Genomic DNA, 17,382 nt, shown 5'->3' with positions numbered 1-17,382 from the left:
TGAATCTGCTGTGTTGTTGGGGGCTTGCGCAGCGGGCGCAAGGACACCGAGGGCTGCCTTACCTCAGTATGGCCATATTTTCGGCCGGGCCCGCGGAAACTTGAGGCTTATTTCTGTGAGCGTGCGCATGCGGCAGGCAGAGCCTAGGCTGGCTTTGGGCCGGCCCGGCTCTGGCGTTGACAGCCGGCGGCTACCGGCTTCGGAACGCGGGCTTAGGGCCGCTAACAAAACCGCGCAGCGTACCTGAGCCAAGGCGCGCCGACGCAGGCAGTACAAGTCGTACGACAAGGAGGCGCAACGCCGGATCAGGGGTTTTGTTAGCGGCTCTTAGCGGTGCTGTTTCTGGCGGCGCAGGAAATCCACCGCCAGGTCCGGGAAGTCGCTGAAGGCGCCGTCCACCTGGGCGCGGTTGTACACCGCGTCCAGCAGCTGGTCCATATTCTTGGCGTAGGCCGGCAGCGCGTCCTTGCGCAGGGTGTAGGGATGGATCACCAGGCCGTTGGCGTGCGCGGCGCGGCCCATGCCGGTGAGCTTGATCTTGCCCGGGGCGGAGGCCTTGTCTATCAGCATCGGGTATTGCGGGCCGATGCCGTCGGCGTACTTGGCGATCTCCTTCATGCCTTCCGGACGGAACATCCAGTCGTAGTTGTAGTTCACCCACTGACCGGCGGCGTTCTGTTCGAAAGTTTCCTGCCAGTCGGTGTAAGCGATCAGCTGCACCAGCTTGAGGTCCATGCCGGCCTTGGGCATCAGCTCGGTCTTGATGCGCTTCAGCTCGTTGAAGTCGAAGCACTGCAGGTAGACCTTGTCGTTCTTGCCGGTGTAGCCGTAGCGCTTGAGCACTTCCAGCGCCTTCACCGTGATGTCCTTGCCTTCCTGGCGATGGAACCACGGCGCCTTGATCTCCGGATAGATGCCGATATTGCGGCCGGTGGAGTGGTTCAGGCCCTGGATGAACTCGATTTCCTCTTCAAAAGTGTGGATGCGGAAATCGGATTTGCCCATCGGGAAGCGGCCGGGATAGCTCTGACGCTTGACGCCCTTGTCGATGTCGAAGCCTTCGGTGAAGCGCAGCGATTTGATTTCGGCCAGGGTGAAGTCGATCGCGTAATAGCGTCCGTCCTTGCGCGCGCGCTCGGGAAAGCGTTCGGCCACGTCGGTGACGCGGTCCAGGTAATGGTCATGCAGCACGACCAGCCTGTCGTCCTTGCTCATCACCAGGTCCTGCTCCAGATAGTCCGCGCCCTGGGCGTAGGCCAGCGCCTTGGACGGCAGCGTGTGTTCCGGCAGGTAGCCGCTGGCGCCGCGGTGGGCGATGACGATCTTGTCCGCGGCCTGGGCGGACGCGGCCAGACCGATGGCCAGCGCGACGGCGGCGAGCAGGGGTTTGCAAGCGAATGACATGGCTTCTCCTTATATTAGGGTGGTTCGCAATGGGCGTTGGCGCGACGCCATGATCGGATGCGCGGATGTCGGCGTGATGAAACCCGGCCAGTCCATCGGCATCGTCATGGTTTTGTTTTGGTGAAAAGGAGTAGGACGATAGGGTATCGCCGCGCCGGCGGCAAGCCCCCCGGCGCGGTAGTTTTGAAGGTGATCACGCCTGTGCGGCGACCGCGAGGCAAGCGGTTTTCAACGCCGTATCGCCGACGCGCAGCAGATCGTAAACAGGTTCTACAACTCCACCGCCTGCCGGGTCCTCAAGGCCTCCGCGATGGCCAGGCCGATGCGGGTGGCTTCGCGGGCGTCGGCCAGGCTCAAGGCCAGCGGCAGGTCCAGGCGCGTGGCGTCGACGAAGTGCTGCAGCTCCAGCGTGAAGGCTTCGGCGAAGCGCTGATAGAAATCCGTCACGCATTCATTGCGCACGCCGTGGCGGTCGCTGATCTCCACCCGGTTGGCGCGCGGGTTGGCGCCCACGCTCAGCCGGCCCTGGGTGGCGAAAATCTCGGTCAGCGTCTCGTGGCCGTGGGCCTGAGTGCGCGAGGCGTAGAAGCAGGCCAGCTTGCCGTCCTCGAACTCGCACATCGCCACGCCGTTGTCCACGTCGCCGTATTGCGCCAGCGCGCCGTGCACCGCGTTGACGCCGCTGGCCCATACCCGCAACGGACGCGGCGCGCCCAGCAGCCAGCGCGCCAGATCGATGTCGTGGATGCTGCAATCCATGAAGATGCCGCCGCTGGCGGGGGCGAATTGCACGAAGAAGCCGCTGTCGTCGTTGAGATCGCAGGTTTGCGAGCGCACCAGATAGGGCCGGCCCACCAGGCCCTGCGCCAGCTTGGCGGCGGCGTCCTGGTAGCTGGGGTCGAAGCGGCGCACGAAACCCACCATGGCCTTGAGCTCCGGGCGGCGGGCGGCGGCGCGCTCCACTCGCAGGCAGTCCTCCAGATTCAGCGCCAGAGGCTTTTCGCAGAACACGTGTTTGCCCGCGTCCAGGCAGGCGATGATCTGCTCGGCGTGCAGCGCGGTGGGGGTGGCCAGCAAGACCGCGTCCAGCCCCGGTTCGGCCAGCAGTTCGTCCAGCGCGGCGTGGCCGGCGGCGTCGGGCAGTTCCCGGCGCGCCCAGTCCAGTTCTTCCGGCAGCGGCGAGCAGACGGCGATCACGCGCGCGCCGACGATGCGCTCGCGCAGATTGAGCGCGTGGCGGCGGCCCAGCCGGCCCAGGCCGGCGACGCCGAGGTTTAATGTAGACATGACAAGCCTCCCTGTTGAGCTAGAACCTGTTCACGATCTGCTGCGCTGCGGCGATACCGCGTTGAAAACCGCTTCGAAATGCTCATGTACCATTTGTACATTCCGCTTTCTCAGCCGCAACGCCTTGTCTCGCTCTTGCTCGCGAGATTGTGAACAGGCTCTTAGACCTGATCCAATTCGACGACCTGACCCGAGCGCCAGGAGCGGGTGGCGGCGTCGGCCAGTTCCAGCGCGCGCACGCCGTCTGCCACCGTGGTGCGCGGCGCGGCGCCGTCGCGGATCACCTCCAGGAAGTGGGCCATCTCGGCGGCGTAGGCCTGGCGGTAGCGCTCCAGGAAGAAGGGCTCCGGCAGGTCGGCGGCCACGGCGCGCTCGCCGTAGGCGATCACCTCGGTGGGCCGGTGGTTGCCGGCCTGCAGCATGCCGCGGCTGCCCAGCACTTCGAAGCGCTGGTCGTAGCCGTAGGCGGCGCGGCGGCTGGTGTTGATCTGGCACAGCCGGCCCTGGCGGGTGCGCAGCGTCACCGCCGCGCTGTCGGCGTCGCCGGCGGCGGCGATGGCCGAGTCGCTCAGCGCGCTGGCGCTGGCGTGCACGCTGAGGACTTCGTCGTCCAGAATCCAGCGGCAGATGTCGAAGTCGTGGATCAGCATGTCCTTGAAGATGCCGCCGGAGCGGCGGATATAGTCCAGCGGCGGCGCGCCGGGGTCGCGGCTGGTGACGATCAGCATTTCCGGCGCGCCGATCTCGCCGGCGGCCAGCCTGGCCTTGAGCGCTGCGAAGGTGGGGTCGTAGCGGCGCTGAAAGCCGATCAGGCAGGGCACGCCGGCCGCGGCCACCGCCCGCGCGCACTGGCGCGCGCGCTCCAGCTCCAGGTCCACCGGTTTTTCGCAGAAGATGGCTTTGCCGCGCGCGGCGGCGGCCAGGATCAGCTCGGCGTGGGTGTCGGTGCTGGCGGCGATGATGACGGCGCGCACCGCGGGATCGTCCAACGCTTGTTCCGCGGCGCAGGCCTCGGCGCCGTGGGCGGCGGCCAGCTCCCGCGCCGCCGGCGCGTGACTGTCCACCACGTATTTGAGCCGCATGCCCGGCAGGCGGGCTAGGTTGGCGGCGTGGATTTTGCCGATGCGGCCGGCTCCGAACAGCGCTGCGTCAATCATCATATCCTCCAGTCTCCTTGGTTTCTTCTATGTTCAGCTCCAGCCGGCAGGCCAGCGCGATGAACAGCGCCTGGCACAGGCAGATGGTGCTGGTCAGCGAACGGAAGGAGAAGGCCGAGCCTTCCCTGACCGTCAATACCGCGTCGGCCCCGCGCGCCAGCGGGCTGAGCTGGCTGTCGGTGATCACCAATTGCCGGGCCTTGTGCTGCGCCGCCACCCGCGCGCAATAGCGGCTTTCCTTGCCGTAGGGCTGGAAGCTGATGGCGATCAGCACGTCTTGTTCGCCAATGCTGCGGATTTGCTGCGGAAACATGCCGCCCAGGCCGGACAGCAGATGCACTTTCTTGGCGGTGTGCTGCAAGGCGTAGGCGATGTAGGAGGCGATGGGAAACATGCGCCGCACCCCGGTCACGTAGATGTTGTCGGCGTTCAGCAGCAGTTCCACCGCCGCCTCCAGTTGCGCCTCGTCCAGCGCGGCGTCCAGTTCCTGCAGGCCTTGCTGGCAGGCGGCGATGAAGTCCCGGGTCATGCCGGCGGCGGAGCGCTGCTCGTCGCGGCTGGCGATCAGGCTCTGGATGCGCTGGCGGTAATTGGGCTGCGGCGCGCCCTGTGGCGTAAATGCGTCACGGAACACGGCCTGCATATCGGAAAAGCCGGCAAAGCCGAAGCGCTGGGCGAAGCGGACGATGGCTGAAGGCTGCACCTCGCAAGCCTGGGCGATGTCGGTAATGCGTTGCAGCATCAGCGTGCCCCGGTGTTGCTCCACGTAGCCGGCAATCACTTTCAGCTGCTTGCTCAGCGTGTCGTATTCGGCGGCGATGCGCTGCATCAATTCCTCGGCGGGGGCGGTGTTGGCCATGGGCGGGCTTTCCTAAGGTTTTGACCAGTATACGTTTTGTCCTTGTGTTCGAAAATAATTTTCTATTGAAAAACATATTTGGAAAATTATTTGCAGAATAGAGCGAAAGCTCTTAAGGTGATTTCACGCCCGACGCCAGACAGCGGCCGCGGCCGACACCATAGCGGGCCCCACGATGGGCCGGCGGAGAAGAAGGAGGAGAGAGATGCAGCAGCGATCCTGGAAGTGTAAGTGGAGGCGGGCACTGCCCGCGGCGGCGCTGGCGCTCTGCGCGCTGGCCCAGCCGGCCTTGGCGGCCGACGCCCGTTTCGTGCTGGTCAGCCACGCGCCGGATTCCGACGCCTGGTGGAACACCATCAAGAACGCCATCAAGCAGGCCGGCGAGGATTTCAATGTCCAAGTGGATTACCGCAATCCGCCCAATGGCGACCTGGCCGATATGGCGCGCTTGATCGAGCAGGCGGCGGCGCGCAATTACGACGGCGTGATCGCCAGCATCGCCGATTACGATGTGCTGAAGCGGCCGCTGGGCCAGGTGGTGGCCAAGAAGATTCCGCTGGTCACCATCAATTCCGGCACCGTCAAGCAAAGCGAAAGCCTGGGCGCCTTGCTGCACGTCGGCCAGCCGGAATACGACGCCGGCTTCGATTCCGGCAAGCAGGCCAAGGCCGCCGGGATCAAGAGCTTTCTCTGCGTCAACCACTACGCCACCAATCCGGCCTCCTTCGAGCGCTGCAAGGGCTTCGCCGACGCCATCGGCGCCGATGTGCGCAAATCCACGCTGGACGCCGGCGACGACCCCACCGGCATCGAAAGCAAGGTCAGCGCCTATCTGCGCAACAATCCCGGCACCCAGGCGCTGCTGACGCTGGGGCCGACCTCGGCCAGCCCGGCGATCAAGGCGGTGAAGAAGATGGGTCTGGCCGGCAAGCTCTACTTCGCCACCTTCGATCTGTCCGAGGACATTTCCAAGGCGATCAAGGACGGCACCATCAAGTTCGCCATCGACCAGCAACCCTATCTGCAGGGCTATATCCCGGTGGCGGCGCTGGCCATCATGAAACGCGACAAGACCGCGGACCCGGTCAAGGTGGAAGCGGCGCTCAAGGCCAATCCCAAATTCCAGGCCCGGCTGAGGGAGTACGGGCTGGCCCCCCTCTACAAGGGCCGCCACATCAACTCCGGCCCCGGCTTCGTCACCAAGGACAATATCGCCAAGGTGGAGAAGTACGCCGGGCAGTTCCGCTGACCGCCGTTTCCCGATGGATCTGACGCCCGGCGCCGCGACGGCTGCGGGGCGAGGAGCATAGCTATGAGCATGAGCAAGGCCAGCCCGGGCAAGGCCGCGGGCATCCGCATGGCGCCGCCCGGCGATGATGAAAGAGTGCGGCGGCTGTCGCTGTTCGACCGGCTGATGGGCCGGCCGGAATTCGCCGCCGTCGCCGGCGCGGCGCTGGTGTTCGCGGTGTTCGGCGTCGGCGCCGGCGGTTCCGGCATGTTCGCGGTGGACGGCATCGTCAACTGGTCGCAGGTGGCGGCCTATCTCGGCATCATCGCCATCGGCGCCTGCCTGCTGATGATAGCCGGCGAGTTCGATCTGAGCCTGGGCTCGATGATAGGCTTCGCCGGCATGATGGTGGCGATCCCGCCGCTGTACTTCGGCTGGCCGTTCTGGCTGGCCGTCCTGTTCGCCTTCGCCGGTTCGCTGGCGGTGGGCTGGCTCAACGGCTATCTGGTGCTCAAGACCCGGCTGCCGTCCTTCATCGTCACCCTGGCTTTTCTGTTCATCCTGCGCGGCCTGACGCTGGCGCTGTCCATTCTGTTCGCCAACCGCACCATCGTCAGCGGCGTCGGCGATCTGGCGGCGGCGGACCCGCTGGCGCAATGGCTGTTCGTCGGCCATGTCGGCGCCGGCCTGTTCCACTGGCTGGCCGGCATCGGCGCCATCGCCTCCTTGCCGGACGGCGGCGCGGCGGCGGCCGGCGTGCCCAAGGTGCTGCTGTGGTGGCTGGCGCTGGCGGCGATCGCGGCCTTCGTGCTGGCGCGCACCCGGATCGGCAACTGGATCTTCGCCGCCGGCGGCGACGCCAACGCCGCCAAGAACGTGGGGGTGCCGGTCAAGCAGGTGAAGATAGGCCTGTTCATGTTTACCGCCTTCTGCGCCTGCCTGTTCGCGGTGCTGCAAGTGTGCGACGTGGGTTCCGCCGCCGCCGACCGCGGCCTGCAAAAGGAGTTCGAGGCCATCATCGCCGCGGTGATAGGCGGCTGTCTGCTCACCGGCGGCTACGGCTCGGTGGTGGGCGCCTGCTTCGGCGCGCTGATCTTCGGCGTGGTGCAGATCGGCATCACCTACACCAATATCAATTCCGACTGGTTCCGCGTTTTCCTCGGCCTGATGCTGCTGATGGCGGTGTTGTTCAATCACTATGTCAGACGCCGCGTGACGGAGGCCAAATGATGGTCACGACCGGCAAAATCCCTGCGGCCGCGTTGCGCCTCCTTGCCGTACTCAATGTACTGTCCGCGTCGGCGCGCCTTGCCGCAGCCGCTGTGCTGGATTTTTCCGGCCGTGACGGGCAGAGGTCGAGCCGGCAAAACGATGTGGCGGCCTTGCGCTTCCTTGCCGTACTCGATGTACTGTCCGCGTCGGCGCGCCTTGCCGCAGCCGCTGCGCCGAACAATCCTGGCCGCGGGCCGCAAGGAGTCGAAGATGAAACCGTGTGACGACTACATCCTGGAGCTGGATCAGGTCAGCAAGACCTTCGGTTCGGTGATCGCCTTGCAGCAGGTGGATCTGCAGCTGCGCCGCGGCGAGGTGCATTGTCTGCTGGGCGACAACGGCGCCGGCAAGTCCACGCTGATCAAGACCCTGGCCGGGGTGCACCGGCCCAGCGGCGGCGAATACCGGGTGGACGGACAGCCGGTGCGCTTCGACTCGCCGCGCCAGGCGCTGGACCAGGGCATCGCCACCGTTTACCAGGATCTGGCCCTGGTGCCGCTGATGTCGGTGGCGCGCAATTTCTTCCTGGGGCGGGAGCCGATGAAGAAATGGCTGGGTTTGCTGCCGGTGCTGGATCTGGAGCTGGCCGGCGAGGTGGCGCGCGACAAGCTGGCGGAAATGGGCATTCACATCCGCGACCCGCACCAGGCGATAGGCACCCTGTCCGGCGGCGAGAAGCAATGCCTGGCCATCGCCCGCGCCATTTACTTCGGCGCGCGGGTGCTGATCCTGGACGAGCCCACCGCCGCGCTGGGCGTCAAGCAGAGCGTCAATGTGCTCAAGCTGATTTCCAAGGCGCGCGACAAGGGCATCTCGGTGATCTTCATCACCCACAACGTCAACCACGCTTACCCGATAGGCGACCGCTTCACCCTGCTCAACCGCGGCCGCTCGCTCGGCACTTACGCCAAGGACGCGGTCAGCAAGGAGGAGGTGCTGGACATGATGGCCGGCGGCGCAGAAATGCAGAAACTGATGGCCGAGCTGGACGGCGTCCATATCTAACAACGGTATCGCCACGAAATCCACGAAACCATTTTTAGCCACGGAAACACACGGAAGGACACGGAAAAAGACAGCGTGGATACAAACGTGGCTTGCGTGCTGTCTCGTGGGTTTCGTGGTTGGCGTTTTGGATTTTGAGCCACGGAAATACACGGAAGCACACGGAAAAAAGCGGAAAACGAATAGCGCCAACTACGACCCCCAAGTTAAAGAACCCCCAAGGTTTTGTTGGGTTTGTCAGTGTATTTCCGTGTGTTTCCGTGGCTAAAAATGCCTGCTGATGTCTCTTTATGTATTCCGTGGCCAATCAAGCTTTCGAAGGAGGATGAATGCAAAACACCACCCGTTTCGCCAGCGGCCGCGACCGCGACCTGGTCTGCCTGGGCCGGCTGGCGGTGGACCTGTACGCGCAGCAGCTGGGCGCGCCGCTGGAAGACGCGGCCAGCTTCGCCAAATACCTGGGCGGCTCCTCCGCCAACATCGCCTTCGGCGCGGCCCGGCTGGGTTTGAAATCGGCGATGCTGTCCCGCGTCGGCGACGAGCAGATGGGACGCTTCCTGCTCAACACCCTGAGCGCCGAAGGCTGCGACGTCAGCCAGGTGAGGGTGGACCCGGAGCGGCTGACCGCCCTGACCCTGCTGGGCATCAAGGACCGCGACACCTTCCCTCTGCTGTTCTACCGCGAAAACTGCGCCGACATGGCGCTTGGCGCCGAGGACATCGACGAGGACTTCATCGCCGGCAGCCAGGCCTTGCTGATCACCGGCACCCATCTGTCCCGGCCCGGGGTGGAGGCGGCCAGCCGCCGCGCGCTGCAATACGCGCGCCGCCACGACGCGCGCACGGTGCTGGACATCGACTACCGGCCGGTGCTGTGGGGCCTGGCCGGCCGCGGCGACGGCGAAACCCGCTACATCGCCAGCGAGGAGGTCAGCGCCCACTTGCAGAGCCTGCTCCCCGAGTTCGACCTCATCGTCGGCACCGAGGAGGAGTTCCTGATCGCCGGCGGCGCGGCCGAGCTGATGCCGGCCTTGGCCCGGGTGCGCGCGCTGAGCCGGGCGGTGCTGGTGGTCAAGCTGGGGCCCTTGGGCTGCGCGGTGATTCCCGACGCGGTGCCGGCGCGCATCGAGGACGCCTTCAGCGTGGCCGGCGCGCCAGTGGAGGTGATGAATGTGCTGGGCGCCGGCGACGCCTTCCTGGCCGGCTTCCTGTCCGCCTGGCTGCGCGGCGGCGACTACGCCGAATGCTGCCGCCGCGCCAACGCCTGCGGCGCGCTGGTGGTGTCGCGCCACGGCTGCGCGCCGGCGATGCCGACCCCGGCCGAACTGGAGCGCTTTCTCGCCGCGCCGATGCGGCGGCCGGGCGAGGACGTGGCCTTGAGCCGGCTGCATCGGGTCAGCGCGGCGAGGCCGCGCTGGGACGAATTGTGCGTGTTCGCCTTCGACCACCGCAGCCAGTTTTTCGAACTGGCGCGCGCGGCGGGCGCGGACGAGGCGCGGCTGCCGCGTTTGAAGCAACTGCTGGTGCAAGCGGTGGCCGACGTCGAGCAGCGGCTGAGTCTGCACGGGCGGGTGGGGGTGTTGATCGACGAGCGCTACGGCGCCGACGCGCTGTCCGCCGCCACCGGCCGCGGCTGGTGGGTGGGCCGGCCGGTGGAGCTGCCCGGCTCCAATCCGCTGGTGTTCGAGCAAGGCCGCGCGATGGCTGGCGTTTTGAACGCCTGGCCGCGCGAGCAGGTGATCAAATGCCTGGTCCAGTACCACCCGGACGATGAGCTGGACAACCGGCTGGAGCAGGAGGCGCAGGTCCGCGCGCTCTACGACGCCGCCCAGGCCAGCGGCCACGAATTGCTGCTGGAAATCATCCCGTCCAAGGATTTGCCGCGCGCCGACGACACCGTCTACCGCGCGCTCAAGCGCCTGTACAACCTGGGCGTTTATCCAGACTGGTGGAAGCTGGAGCCGCCCGCCGCCGCGCAATGGCCGGCGCTGGATGCGCTGATCGCCGAGCGCGATCCCTATTGCCGCGGCGTGGTGCTGCTGGGGCTGAACGCGCCCTTGGACGCGCTGCGCCAGGGCTTCGCCGCCGCGCGCGCCAGCCGCAGCTGCCGCGGCTTCATGGTGGGGCGCAGCCTGTTCCAGCGGCCGGCCGAACGCTGGCTTGCGGGCGAGATCGACGACGCCGGCCTGGTGGCCGAGGCCGGCGCGCGATTCGCCGAGCTGGTGGCGGTGTGGCGCGAGGAGAGGGCGTTGGCGCTTGAGTCACAACATCCACGGAAAAACGCCGACTAATTCTTGCCACGGAAGCTCACGAAAAGATTTTTAGCCACGGAAACACACGGAAGGACACGGAAAAAGACAGCGTAGATACAAACGTGGCTTGCGTGCTGTTTCGTGGGTTTCGCGGTTGGCGTTTTGGGTTTTGAGCCACGGAAACACAAGGAAGAACGCCGTGTTTGACCCGATTTTTGTCATGCAGCTCAGGGAGTGACACAAATGCAGTCATCGTTTTTGGCATTGTCGGTGTGCTTCCGTGTGTTTCCGTGGCTAATAAATGGTTTCGTGGGTTCCGTGGCAAGAAAAGCCGCGCTGATTTTATAAGGAATGAGCATGAGCACGATCCGTTTGACCATGGCCCAGGCGCTGGTGCGCTATCTGGCCGCGCAGCGGGTGGAACTGGACGGCGAGGAGGCGCCGCTGTTCGCCGGGGTGTGGGCCATCTTCGGCCACGGCAACGTTGCCGGCTTGGGCGAGGCGCTGCAACAGGCCGGCGACAGCCTGCCCACCTGGCGCGCCCACAATGAGCAGGGCATGGCCCACGCCGCCATCGCCTACGCCAAAGCCCATTTCCGCCGCCGGATGATGGCGGTGAGCAGCTCCATCGGTCCCGGCGCCACCAATCTGGTCACCGCCGCGGCGCTGGCCCACGTCAACCGGCTGCCCTTGCTGCTCTTGCCCGGCGACGTGTTCGTGTCGCGCGCGCCGGACCCGGTGCTGCAGCAACTGGAAGCGCCGCAGGACGGCACGCTGTCGGTCAACGACTGCCTGCGGCCGGTGTCGCGCTATTTCGACCGCATCGTCCACCCGGCGCAGCTGCTCACGGCCTTGCCGCGCGCGCTGGCGGTGCTGACCGATCCGGCGCAATGCGGGCCGGCCACGCTGGCGCTGCCGCAGGACGTGCAGACCATGGCCTGGGATTATCCGGCCGACTGGTTCCGGCCGCGGCTGTGGCGCATCGCCGCGCCGCCGCCGGAACCGGACGCGCTGGAGCGGGCGGCGCGGGCGCTGGCCGCCGCGCGGCGGCCGCTGATCGTGGCCGGCGGCGGCGTGCTCTACAGCGCCGGCGGCGCGGCGGCCTTGCGCGCCTTCGCCGAGCGCCACGGCGCGCCGGTGGCCGAGACCCAGGCCGGCAAGAGCGCCTTGTCCTGGGACCACCCGCTGCAATTGGGCGCGATCGGCGTCACCGGCTCGCCGGCCGCCAACCGGCTGGCGGAACGGGCCGACCTGGTGCTGGCGCTGGGCAGCCGCTTGCAGGACTTCAGCACCGGCTCCGGGCAGCTGTTCCGCCAGGCGCGGCTGCTCAGCGTCAACGTCAATGCGCTGGACGGGATCAAGGCCGACGCCGTGGCCCTGAGCGGCGACGCCGCGCTATGCCTGGACGCGCTGTCGGCGCGGCTGGACGGCTGGAGCGCCGACGCCGGCTGGAGCGCCGAGGCGCGCGCGCTGGCCGATGACTGGCGCGCGGATACGGCGCGCGTCACCGGTCAGCGCCAGCCGCACGGCCTGCCTTACGACGGGGAGGTGATCGGCGCGGTGCAGCGCCACCCCGGCTCCGAGCGCGACGACATCGTGGTCTGCGCCGCCGGCACCCTGCCGGCCGAGCTGCACAAGCTGTGGCGCGCGGCGACGCCGGGCGGCTACCACCTGGAATACGGCTATTCCTGCATGGGCTATGAAATCGCCGGCGGCCTGGGCGTGAAGATGGCGCGGCCGGAGCGCGAAGTCATCGTGATGGTGGGCGACGGCAGCTATCTGATGATGAACAGCGAGCTGGCCACCTCGGTGATGCTGGACCAGAAACTGATCGTGGTGCTGCTGGACAACCGCGGCTACGGCTGCATCAACCGGCTGCAGCAGGCCTGCGGCGGCGCGCCGTTCAACAATCTGCTAGACGACTGCCGCCAGGGCCGCCACGGCGCGCCGCGGGTGGACTTCGCCGCCCATGCCCGCGCGCTGGGCGCCGAGGCTGAGCACGTGGCCGACATCGCCGGCCTGGAGGCGGCGCTGGTCCGCGCCCGCGCCGCGGAACGCAGTTATCTGATCGTGATCGACACCGATCCGGCGCGCACCACCGAGGCCGGCGGCTGCTGGTGGGAAGTGGCGGTGCCGGAGGTGTCGGAACGGGCCGAGGTCCGCGCCGCGCGGCGTGAATATGAGGAGCGCCTGCGGGCCAGGGCTTAGCTTCTAGCCAGGAAAATCTTTTTTGCCACGGAAACACACGGAAGGACACGGAAAAAGACGACAGCATGGATACAAACGTAGCTTGTTTATCGTTTCCTGGGGTTCGTGGTCAGCGTTTTGGGTTTTTAGCCACGAAACCCACGGAAAACACGAAATCGTCAGTGCTGCGGTGTGCACCGTTTTAAATCCCCTTTACCACGGAAACACACAGAGTAAGCACATCGCGAATACAAACGTAGCCTGCGTGTCATTTCATGGACTTCGTGGCAAAAATACGCCTTTTTCCGTGTTCTTCCGTGTGTTTCCGTGGCTAAGTCGGTTTTTCCTTACTCTTGATTTCATATTTTTTCGTGGATTTCGTGGCGAGTTTTTGAATGAGGGCACTATGCAGACATTCGACGTGAAAATCGGCATCAATCCGATCTCCTGGAGCAATGACGACCTGCCGTCGCTGGGCGGCGAAATCTCGCTGGAACAGGCGCTGGCCGAAGGCGCGGCCATCGGCTACCGCGGTTTTGAGCTGGGCAATAAATTTCCGCGCCAGCCGGAAGCGCTGGCGGCGGCGCTGGCGCCGCACGGCCTGCAATGCGTGTCCGGCTGGCATTCCGGCCGGCTGGCCGAGCGCGGCGTGGATGAGGAAATCGCCGCCGTGGAGCCGCATCTGCGCTTGTTGGCCGCCAGCGGCTGCCGGGTGATGGTCTACGGCGAAGTGGCCCAGGCGATACAGGGCCAGCCGCGCCCCCTGAGCCAGCGTCCGCGCTTTGGCTCGGAGCGGCAATGGCGCGATTACGGCGAGCGGCTGAACGCCTTCGGCCGCCACCTGCAAAGCCACGGCCTGACGCTGGCCTACCATCACCATATGGGCGCCTACGTCGAAACCCCGGACGATGTGGACGCGTTGATGGCGGTCACCGGCCCGGAAGTGGGCCTGCTGTTCGACAGCGGCCACATCGCCTTCGCCGGCGGCGAACCGCTGGCGGTGCTGCGCCGCCATATCGGCCGCGTGGTCCATGTCCATTGCAAGGATATCCGCCCGCAGGTGGCGCGGCTGGCGCGCAACCGCGGTTGGAGCTTCCTGGAAGCGGTGCTCAACGGCGTGTTCACCGTGCCCGGCGACGGCGTCATCGATTTCGAAGCCCTGCTGCGCATGCTGGCCGAGCACGGCTATCGCGGCTGGCTGGTGGTGGAGGCGGAGCAGGACCCGGTGGTGGCGCCCAGCTACCGCTATGCCGAACTGGGCTTCCGCACCCTGGCCGGGCTGGTGGCCGCCATCCGCGCCGGCGCGCTGGAAAGGAGCTGCGCATGAATCAGCCTGATTTGCGCGTCAAGGCGACGGCCGGCCGCGTCGCCGCCGACATCACCCCGGCCTCCGCCGGCTGGCGCCATGTCGGTTTCCGCGCCTTGCGCCTGGCCGACGGCGAAGCCGAGGACTGGCTGCAAGCGGAGCGGGAATGCTGCGTGGTGGTGCTGGCCGGCGTCGTCGATCTCATCGCCGGCGAACAGCGCTGGCCGGGCGTGGGCGGCCGCGCCGATGTGTTCGACGGGCAAGCGCCGTGGGCGGCTTATATTCCCGCCGGCTGTGCGTTGCGCATCGTCGCCCGCGGCGCGGCGGAAGTGGCTTTGTGTTCGGCGCCGGGCCGGCCGCTGACCCGGCCGCCGCGGCTGATCCGGCCGCAGGACATGGCGCAGAGCGTGCGCGGGCAGGGGAGCAACACCCGCTACGTCACCGACATCCTGCCGCAGCAGGCGGAGGCGGACGGCTTGCTGGTGGTGGAAGTGCGCACCCCGTCCGGCCATTCGTCCAGCTATCCGCCGCACAAGCACGACCGCGACGCGCTGCCGGCGGAAAGCCAGCTGGAGGAAACCTATTACCACCGGGTGAGCCCGGCGCAGGGCTTCGTGTTCCAGCGCGTCTACACCGACGAGCGCGATCTGGACCAGTCCCACGCGGTGGAGGACGGCGACGTGGTGCTGGTGCCGCGCGGCTATCATCCGGTGTGCGTGCCGCACGGCTATGAATCCTACTACCTCAACGTGATGGCCGGGCCGCGCCGCGAATGGCGCTTCCACAACGACCCGGCGCATGAGTGGATGCTGTCCGCCGCGACCTGAGGCGCGGCGGCGGGGCTTGGGTTGGCGCGGGCGGCGGTGTAAACTGCCGCTTTTACGACCGCGTCGGTCCCTTGCCTGGATTCCGCCATGCCCACGCCTCATGCCGCACGCCGCGCCCGCCTGCTGTCCGCCCTGGGCGACGCCGTCGCGGTGCTGCCCACCGCGCCGGAAGCGGTGCGCAACGCCGATAATTTCTATCCCTATCGCCCGGACAGCCATTTCCTGTACCTGACCGGTTTCGCCGAGCCGGAAGCGGTGTTGGTGCTGGACGGGCGCAGCGGCAAGTCCATCCTGTTCTGCCGCGACAAGAATCCGGACATGGAAATCTGGGAAGGCTTCCGCCACGGGCCGCAGGCGGCGGCCGAGGCTTTCGGCTTCGACGAGGCTTATCCCGTCGCCGAGCTGGACGCGCGGATGCTGGAGCTGCTGTCCGGTTGCGGCCGGCTGTGCTGGAGCCTGGGCCGCGACGCCAAATTCGACGTGCGCGTCAACGGCTGGCTGGACAGCCTGCGCCAGCGCGCCTATCACGGCGCGCCGGCGCCCAGCTGCTACGGCGACGTGCACGCGCTGCTGGACGAGATGCGCCTGATCAAGGACGACAGCGAGATCGCGCTGCTGCGCCGCGCCGGCGAGATTTCCGCCGCCGGTCATGTGCAGGCGATGCGCGCCACCCGGCCCGGCCTGCATGAATACCAGATCGAGGCGGAAATCCTGCACGCCTTCGTCAGCCGCGGCGCGCGCCAGCCTTCCTACGAAAGCATCGTCGCCGGCGGCGCCCATGCCTGCACCCTGCATTACTGCGCCAACAACGGCTTGCTGCGCGACGGCGAAATGCTGTTGATCGACGCCGGCTGCGAGCTGGAAGGCTACGCCGGCGACATCACCCGCAGTTTCCCGATCAACGGCCGCTTCAGCGGCCCGCAGCGCGACGTCTATGAAGTGGTGCTGGCGGCGCAAGCGGCGGCCATCGCCGCCTTGGGGCCGAATGTGCCCTGGAACGCGCCCGGCGACGCCGCGCTGGCGGTGCTGGTCCAGGGCATGCTGGACCTGGGGCTGTTGCAAGGCAGCGTGGACGGGGTGATCGAATCCGGCGCCTACCGCCAGTTTTACATGCACGGCATCGGCCATCTGATCGGCCTGGACGTGCACGATGTGGGCGCGCGCAAGCGCAACGGCCTGTGGCGCGCTTACCAGCCCGGCATGTGCGTGACGGTGGAGCCGGGCTTGTACATCCGCCCGGCGGACGGAGTGCCGGCCGCCTTGCACAATATCGGCGTGCGCATCGAAGACGATGTGCTGATCACCGAGCAGGGCTGCGAGGTCTATACCGGCGGCGTGCCCAAGCGCATCGACGAGATCGAGGCGCTGATGAATCAGGATTGAATTCCGGAGCCTGTGTCCCGAGGAAACAGGAGGAAACAGAATGCAGCAACAGATAAATGAACATGCGGACGTGGTGATCATAGGCGGCGGCCCGGTGGGGGCGCTGGCCGCCTTGCGGCTGGCGCGCGCCGGCCGCGAGGTGACCTTGGTGGAAGCCCGCGGCCGCGACGAGGCGGTGCGCGACGCGCGCGCGCTGGCGCTGTCCTGGCACAGCCGCGAACTGCTGCGCGAAGCCGGCGCTTGGCCGGAGGATTTGCCGGCGTCCGTGATCGACAGCGTGCATGTGTCGCAGCAAGGCGCTTGCGGCCGCACCCTGTTGCGGGGCGAGGACGTGGGCCTGCCGCACCTGGGCGCGGTGGTGGATTATCCGGCGCTGGTGGCGGCGCTGGGCGGCGCGCTGGAGCGCGCCGGCGTGCGCGTGTTGTGGCGGCACCGGGTGCGGGCGGTCAAAAGCCTCAGCCATTACGCGGTGGTGACGGTGACGTCCGACGCCGGCGAGAGCGTGTTGACCTGTCGGCTGGCGGTGATGGCCGAGGGCGGCGCGTTGGCGGAGAGCCTGCCCGGCATCAAGCGCCTGAGCCACGATTACCGCCAGTGCGCGGTGTTGGCCGAGGTGCGCACCGAGTTGCCGCCCAAGGGCGTGGCCTATGAGCGCTTCGCCCATGACGGGCCGCTGGCCCTGTTGCCGCACGGCGACGCTTATATGTTGGTGTGGACCCGCAGCGCGGAGGACGCCGCCCGCTTGCAGGCGGCCGACGACGCCGAGGTGGCCGCCGCCTTGCAGCAGGCCTTCGGCGAGCGCCAGGGCCGCATTCTGAGCGTGGGGCCGCGCGCGGCGTTTCCGCTGGCGTTGAAGCAGCTCAACCGCGTGGTCAGCGGCCGGGTGGCGATGATAGGCAACGCCGCGCAAACCATGCATCCGGTGGCGGCGCAGGGCTTGAACCTGGGCCTGCGCGACGCCGCCGGCCTCAGCGCGGCGCTGGCCGGCGCGGCCGATCCCGGCGACGCCGCCGCGCTGGCGGCCTACGCGGCGGCGCGGCGGGTGGACAGCCACGCGGTGGTGGGCTTCACCCACGGTTTGATCAAATTGTTCGACGGCCACCATCCGGTGGTCAGCGCGATGCGCAGCGTCGGCCTCAGCGCGCTGGACGCGCTGCCGCCGCTGCGGCGCAAGTTCGCCAGCCATTTGGTGTTCGGCGTCTGATGGGAGCGGAT

At 67.2% G+C, this 17,382-nt stretch carries 14 protein-coding genes; 10 read left to right on the top strand and 4 right to left on the bottom strand.

Annotated features, from left to right (window positions below):
* Positions 1-327 precede the first annotated feature (327 nt).
* From glpQ to AB1Z25_RS14895, 4 genes are all read right to left on the bottom strand, one after another.
* Positions 328-1,404 carry a glycerophosphodiester phosphodiesterase gene (gene glpQ, locus AB1Z25_RS14910; protein WP_486635577.1) on the bottom strand — a complete coding sequence of 359 codons (1,077 nt, stop codon included), beginning with the start codon at positions 1,402-1,404 and terminating at the stop codon, positions 328-330.
* Positions 1,405-1,674: 270 nt separating this feature from the next.
* Positions 1,675-2,691, bottom strand: coding sequence for a Gfo/Idh/MocA family oxidoreductase (locus AB1Z25_RS14905; RefSeq protein WP_486635576.1), 1,017 nt, complete (start codon positions 2,689-2,691; stop codon positions 1,675-1,677).
* 161 nt (positions 2,692-2,852) lie between these two features.
* Entirely contained in the window at positions 2,853-3,851 is a 999-nt protein-coding gene (gene iolG, locus AB1Z25_RS14900; RefSeq protein WP_486635575.1) for an inositol 2-dehydrogenase, read from the bottom strand.
* Positions 3,841-4,707, bottom strand: a complete 867-nt coding sequence (locus tag AB1Z25_RS14895; RefSeq protein WP_227104244.1) for a MurR/RpiR family transcriptional regulator — start codon at positions 4,705-4,707, stop codon at positions 3,841-3,843. The genes iolG and AB1Z25_RS14895 overlap by 11 nt, the downstream gene beginning before the upstream one ends.
* A 205-nt stretch (positions 4,708-4,912) precedes the next feature.
* Here AB1Z25_RS14895 and AB1Z25_RS14890 point away from each other — a divergent pair, with 205 nt between their 5' ends.
* From AB1Z25_RS14890 to AB1Z25_RS14845, 10 genes are all read left to right on the top strand, one after another.
* Complete coding sequence (locus AB1Z25_RS14890; RefSeq protein WP_253313953.1) at positions 4,913-5,956, top strand: sugar ABC transporter substrate-binding protein; 1,044 nt, start codon at positions 4,913-4,915, stop codon at positions 5,954-5,956.
* Between the two features lie 63 nt (positions 5,957-6,019).
* Entirely contained in the window at positions 6,020-7,165 is a 1,146-nt protein-coding gene (locus tag AB1Z25_RS14885; RefSeq protein ID WP_082150805.1) for an ABC transporter permease, read from the top strand.
* Complete coding sequence (locus AB1Z25_RS14880) at positions 7,162-7,431, top strand: hypothetical protein (RefSeq protein ID WP_486635574.1); 270 nt, start codon at positions 7,162-7,164, stop codon at positions 7,429-7,431. Before AB1Z25_RS14885 ends, AB1Z25_RS14880 begins: the two co-directional genes overlap by 4 nt.
* A complete protein-coding gene (locus AB1Z25_RS14875; protein WP_486635573.1) occupies positions 7,418-8,212 on the top strand; it encodes an ATP-binding cassette domain-containing protein in 795 nt (264 codons plus the stop codon). Before AB1Z25_RS14880 ends, AB1Z25_RS14875 begins: the two co-directional genes overlap by 14 nt.
* A gap of 329 nt (positions 8,213-8,541) precedes the next feature.
* Positions 8,542-10,503 (top strand): bifunctional 5-dehydro-2-deoxygluconokinase/5-dehydro-2-deoxyphosphogluconate aldolase, encoded by a 1,962-nt coding sequence (locus AB1Z25_RS14870; RefSeq protein WP_486635572.1) that lies wholly within the window; start codon positions 8,542-8,544, stop codon positions 10,501-10,503.
* Positions 10,504-10,821: 318 nt separating this feature from the next.
* Positions 10,822-12,672: a 3D-(3,5/4)-trihydroxycyclohexane-1,2-dione acylhydrolase (decyclizing) gene (gene iolD, locus AB1Z25_RS14865; RefSeq protein WP_486635571.1), complete on the top strand. Its 1,851-nt coding sequence runs from the start codon at positions 10,822-10,824 to the stop codon at positions 12,670-12,672.
* Between the two features lie 385 nt (positions 12,673-13,057).
* A complete protein-coding gene (gene iolE, locus AB1Z25_RS14860) occupies positions 13,058-13,978 on the top strand; it encodes a myo-inosose-2 dehydratase (RefSeq protein ID WP_486635570.1) in 921 nt (306 codons plus the stop codon).
* Positions 13,975-14,784: a 5-deoxy-glucuronate isomerase gene (iolB, locus tag AB1Z25_RS14855; RefSeq protein WP_486635569.1), complete on the top strand. Its 810-nt coding sequence runs from the start codon at positions 13,975-13,977 to the stop codon at positions 14,782-14,784. Before iolE ends, iolB begins: the two co-directional genes overlap by 4 nt.
* An 87-nt stretch (positions 14,785-14,871) precedes the next feature.
* Positions 14,872-16,167 (top strand): aminopeptidase P N-terminal domain-containing protein, encoded by a 1,296-nt coding sequence (locus tag AB1Z25_RS14850; RefSeq protein WP_486635568.1) that lies wholly within the window; start codon positions 14,872-14,874, stop codon positions 16,165-16,167.
* A gap of 40 nt (positions 16,168-16,207) precedes the next feature.
* Positions 16,208-17,371, top strand: coding sequence for an FAD-dependent oxidoreductase (locus AB1Z25_RS14845; RefSeq protein WP_486635567.1), 1,164 nt, complete (start codon positions 16,208-16,210; stop codon positions 17,369-17,371).
* Positions 17,372-17,382 lie beyond the last annotated feature (11 nt).

The sequence above is a fragment of the Chromobacterium sp. HL1 genome (assembly GCF_057418835.1).
The sequence above is the reverse complement of the archived record's forward strand: the minus strand, read 5'-3'. Positions and strand labels throughout refer to the sequence as shown.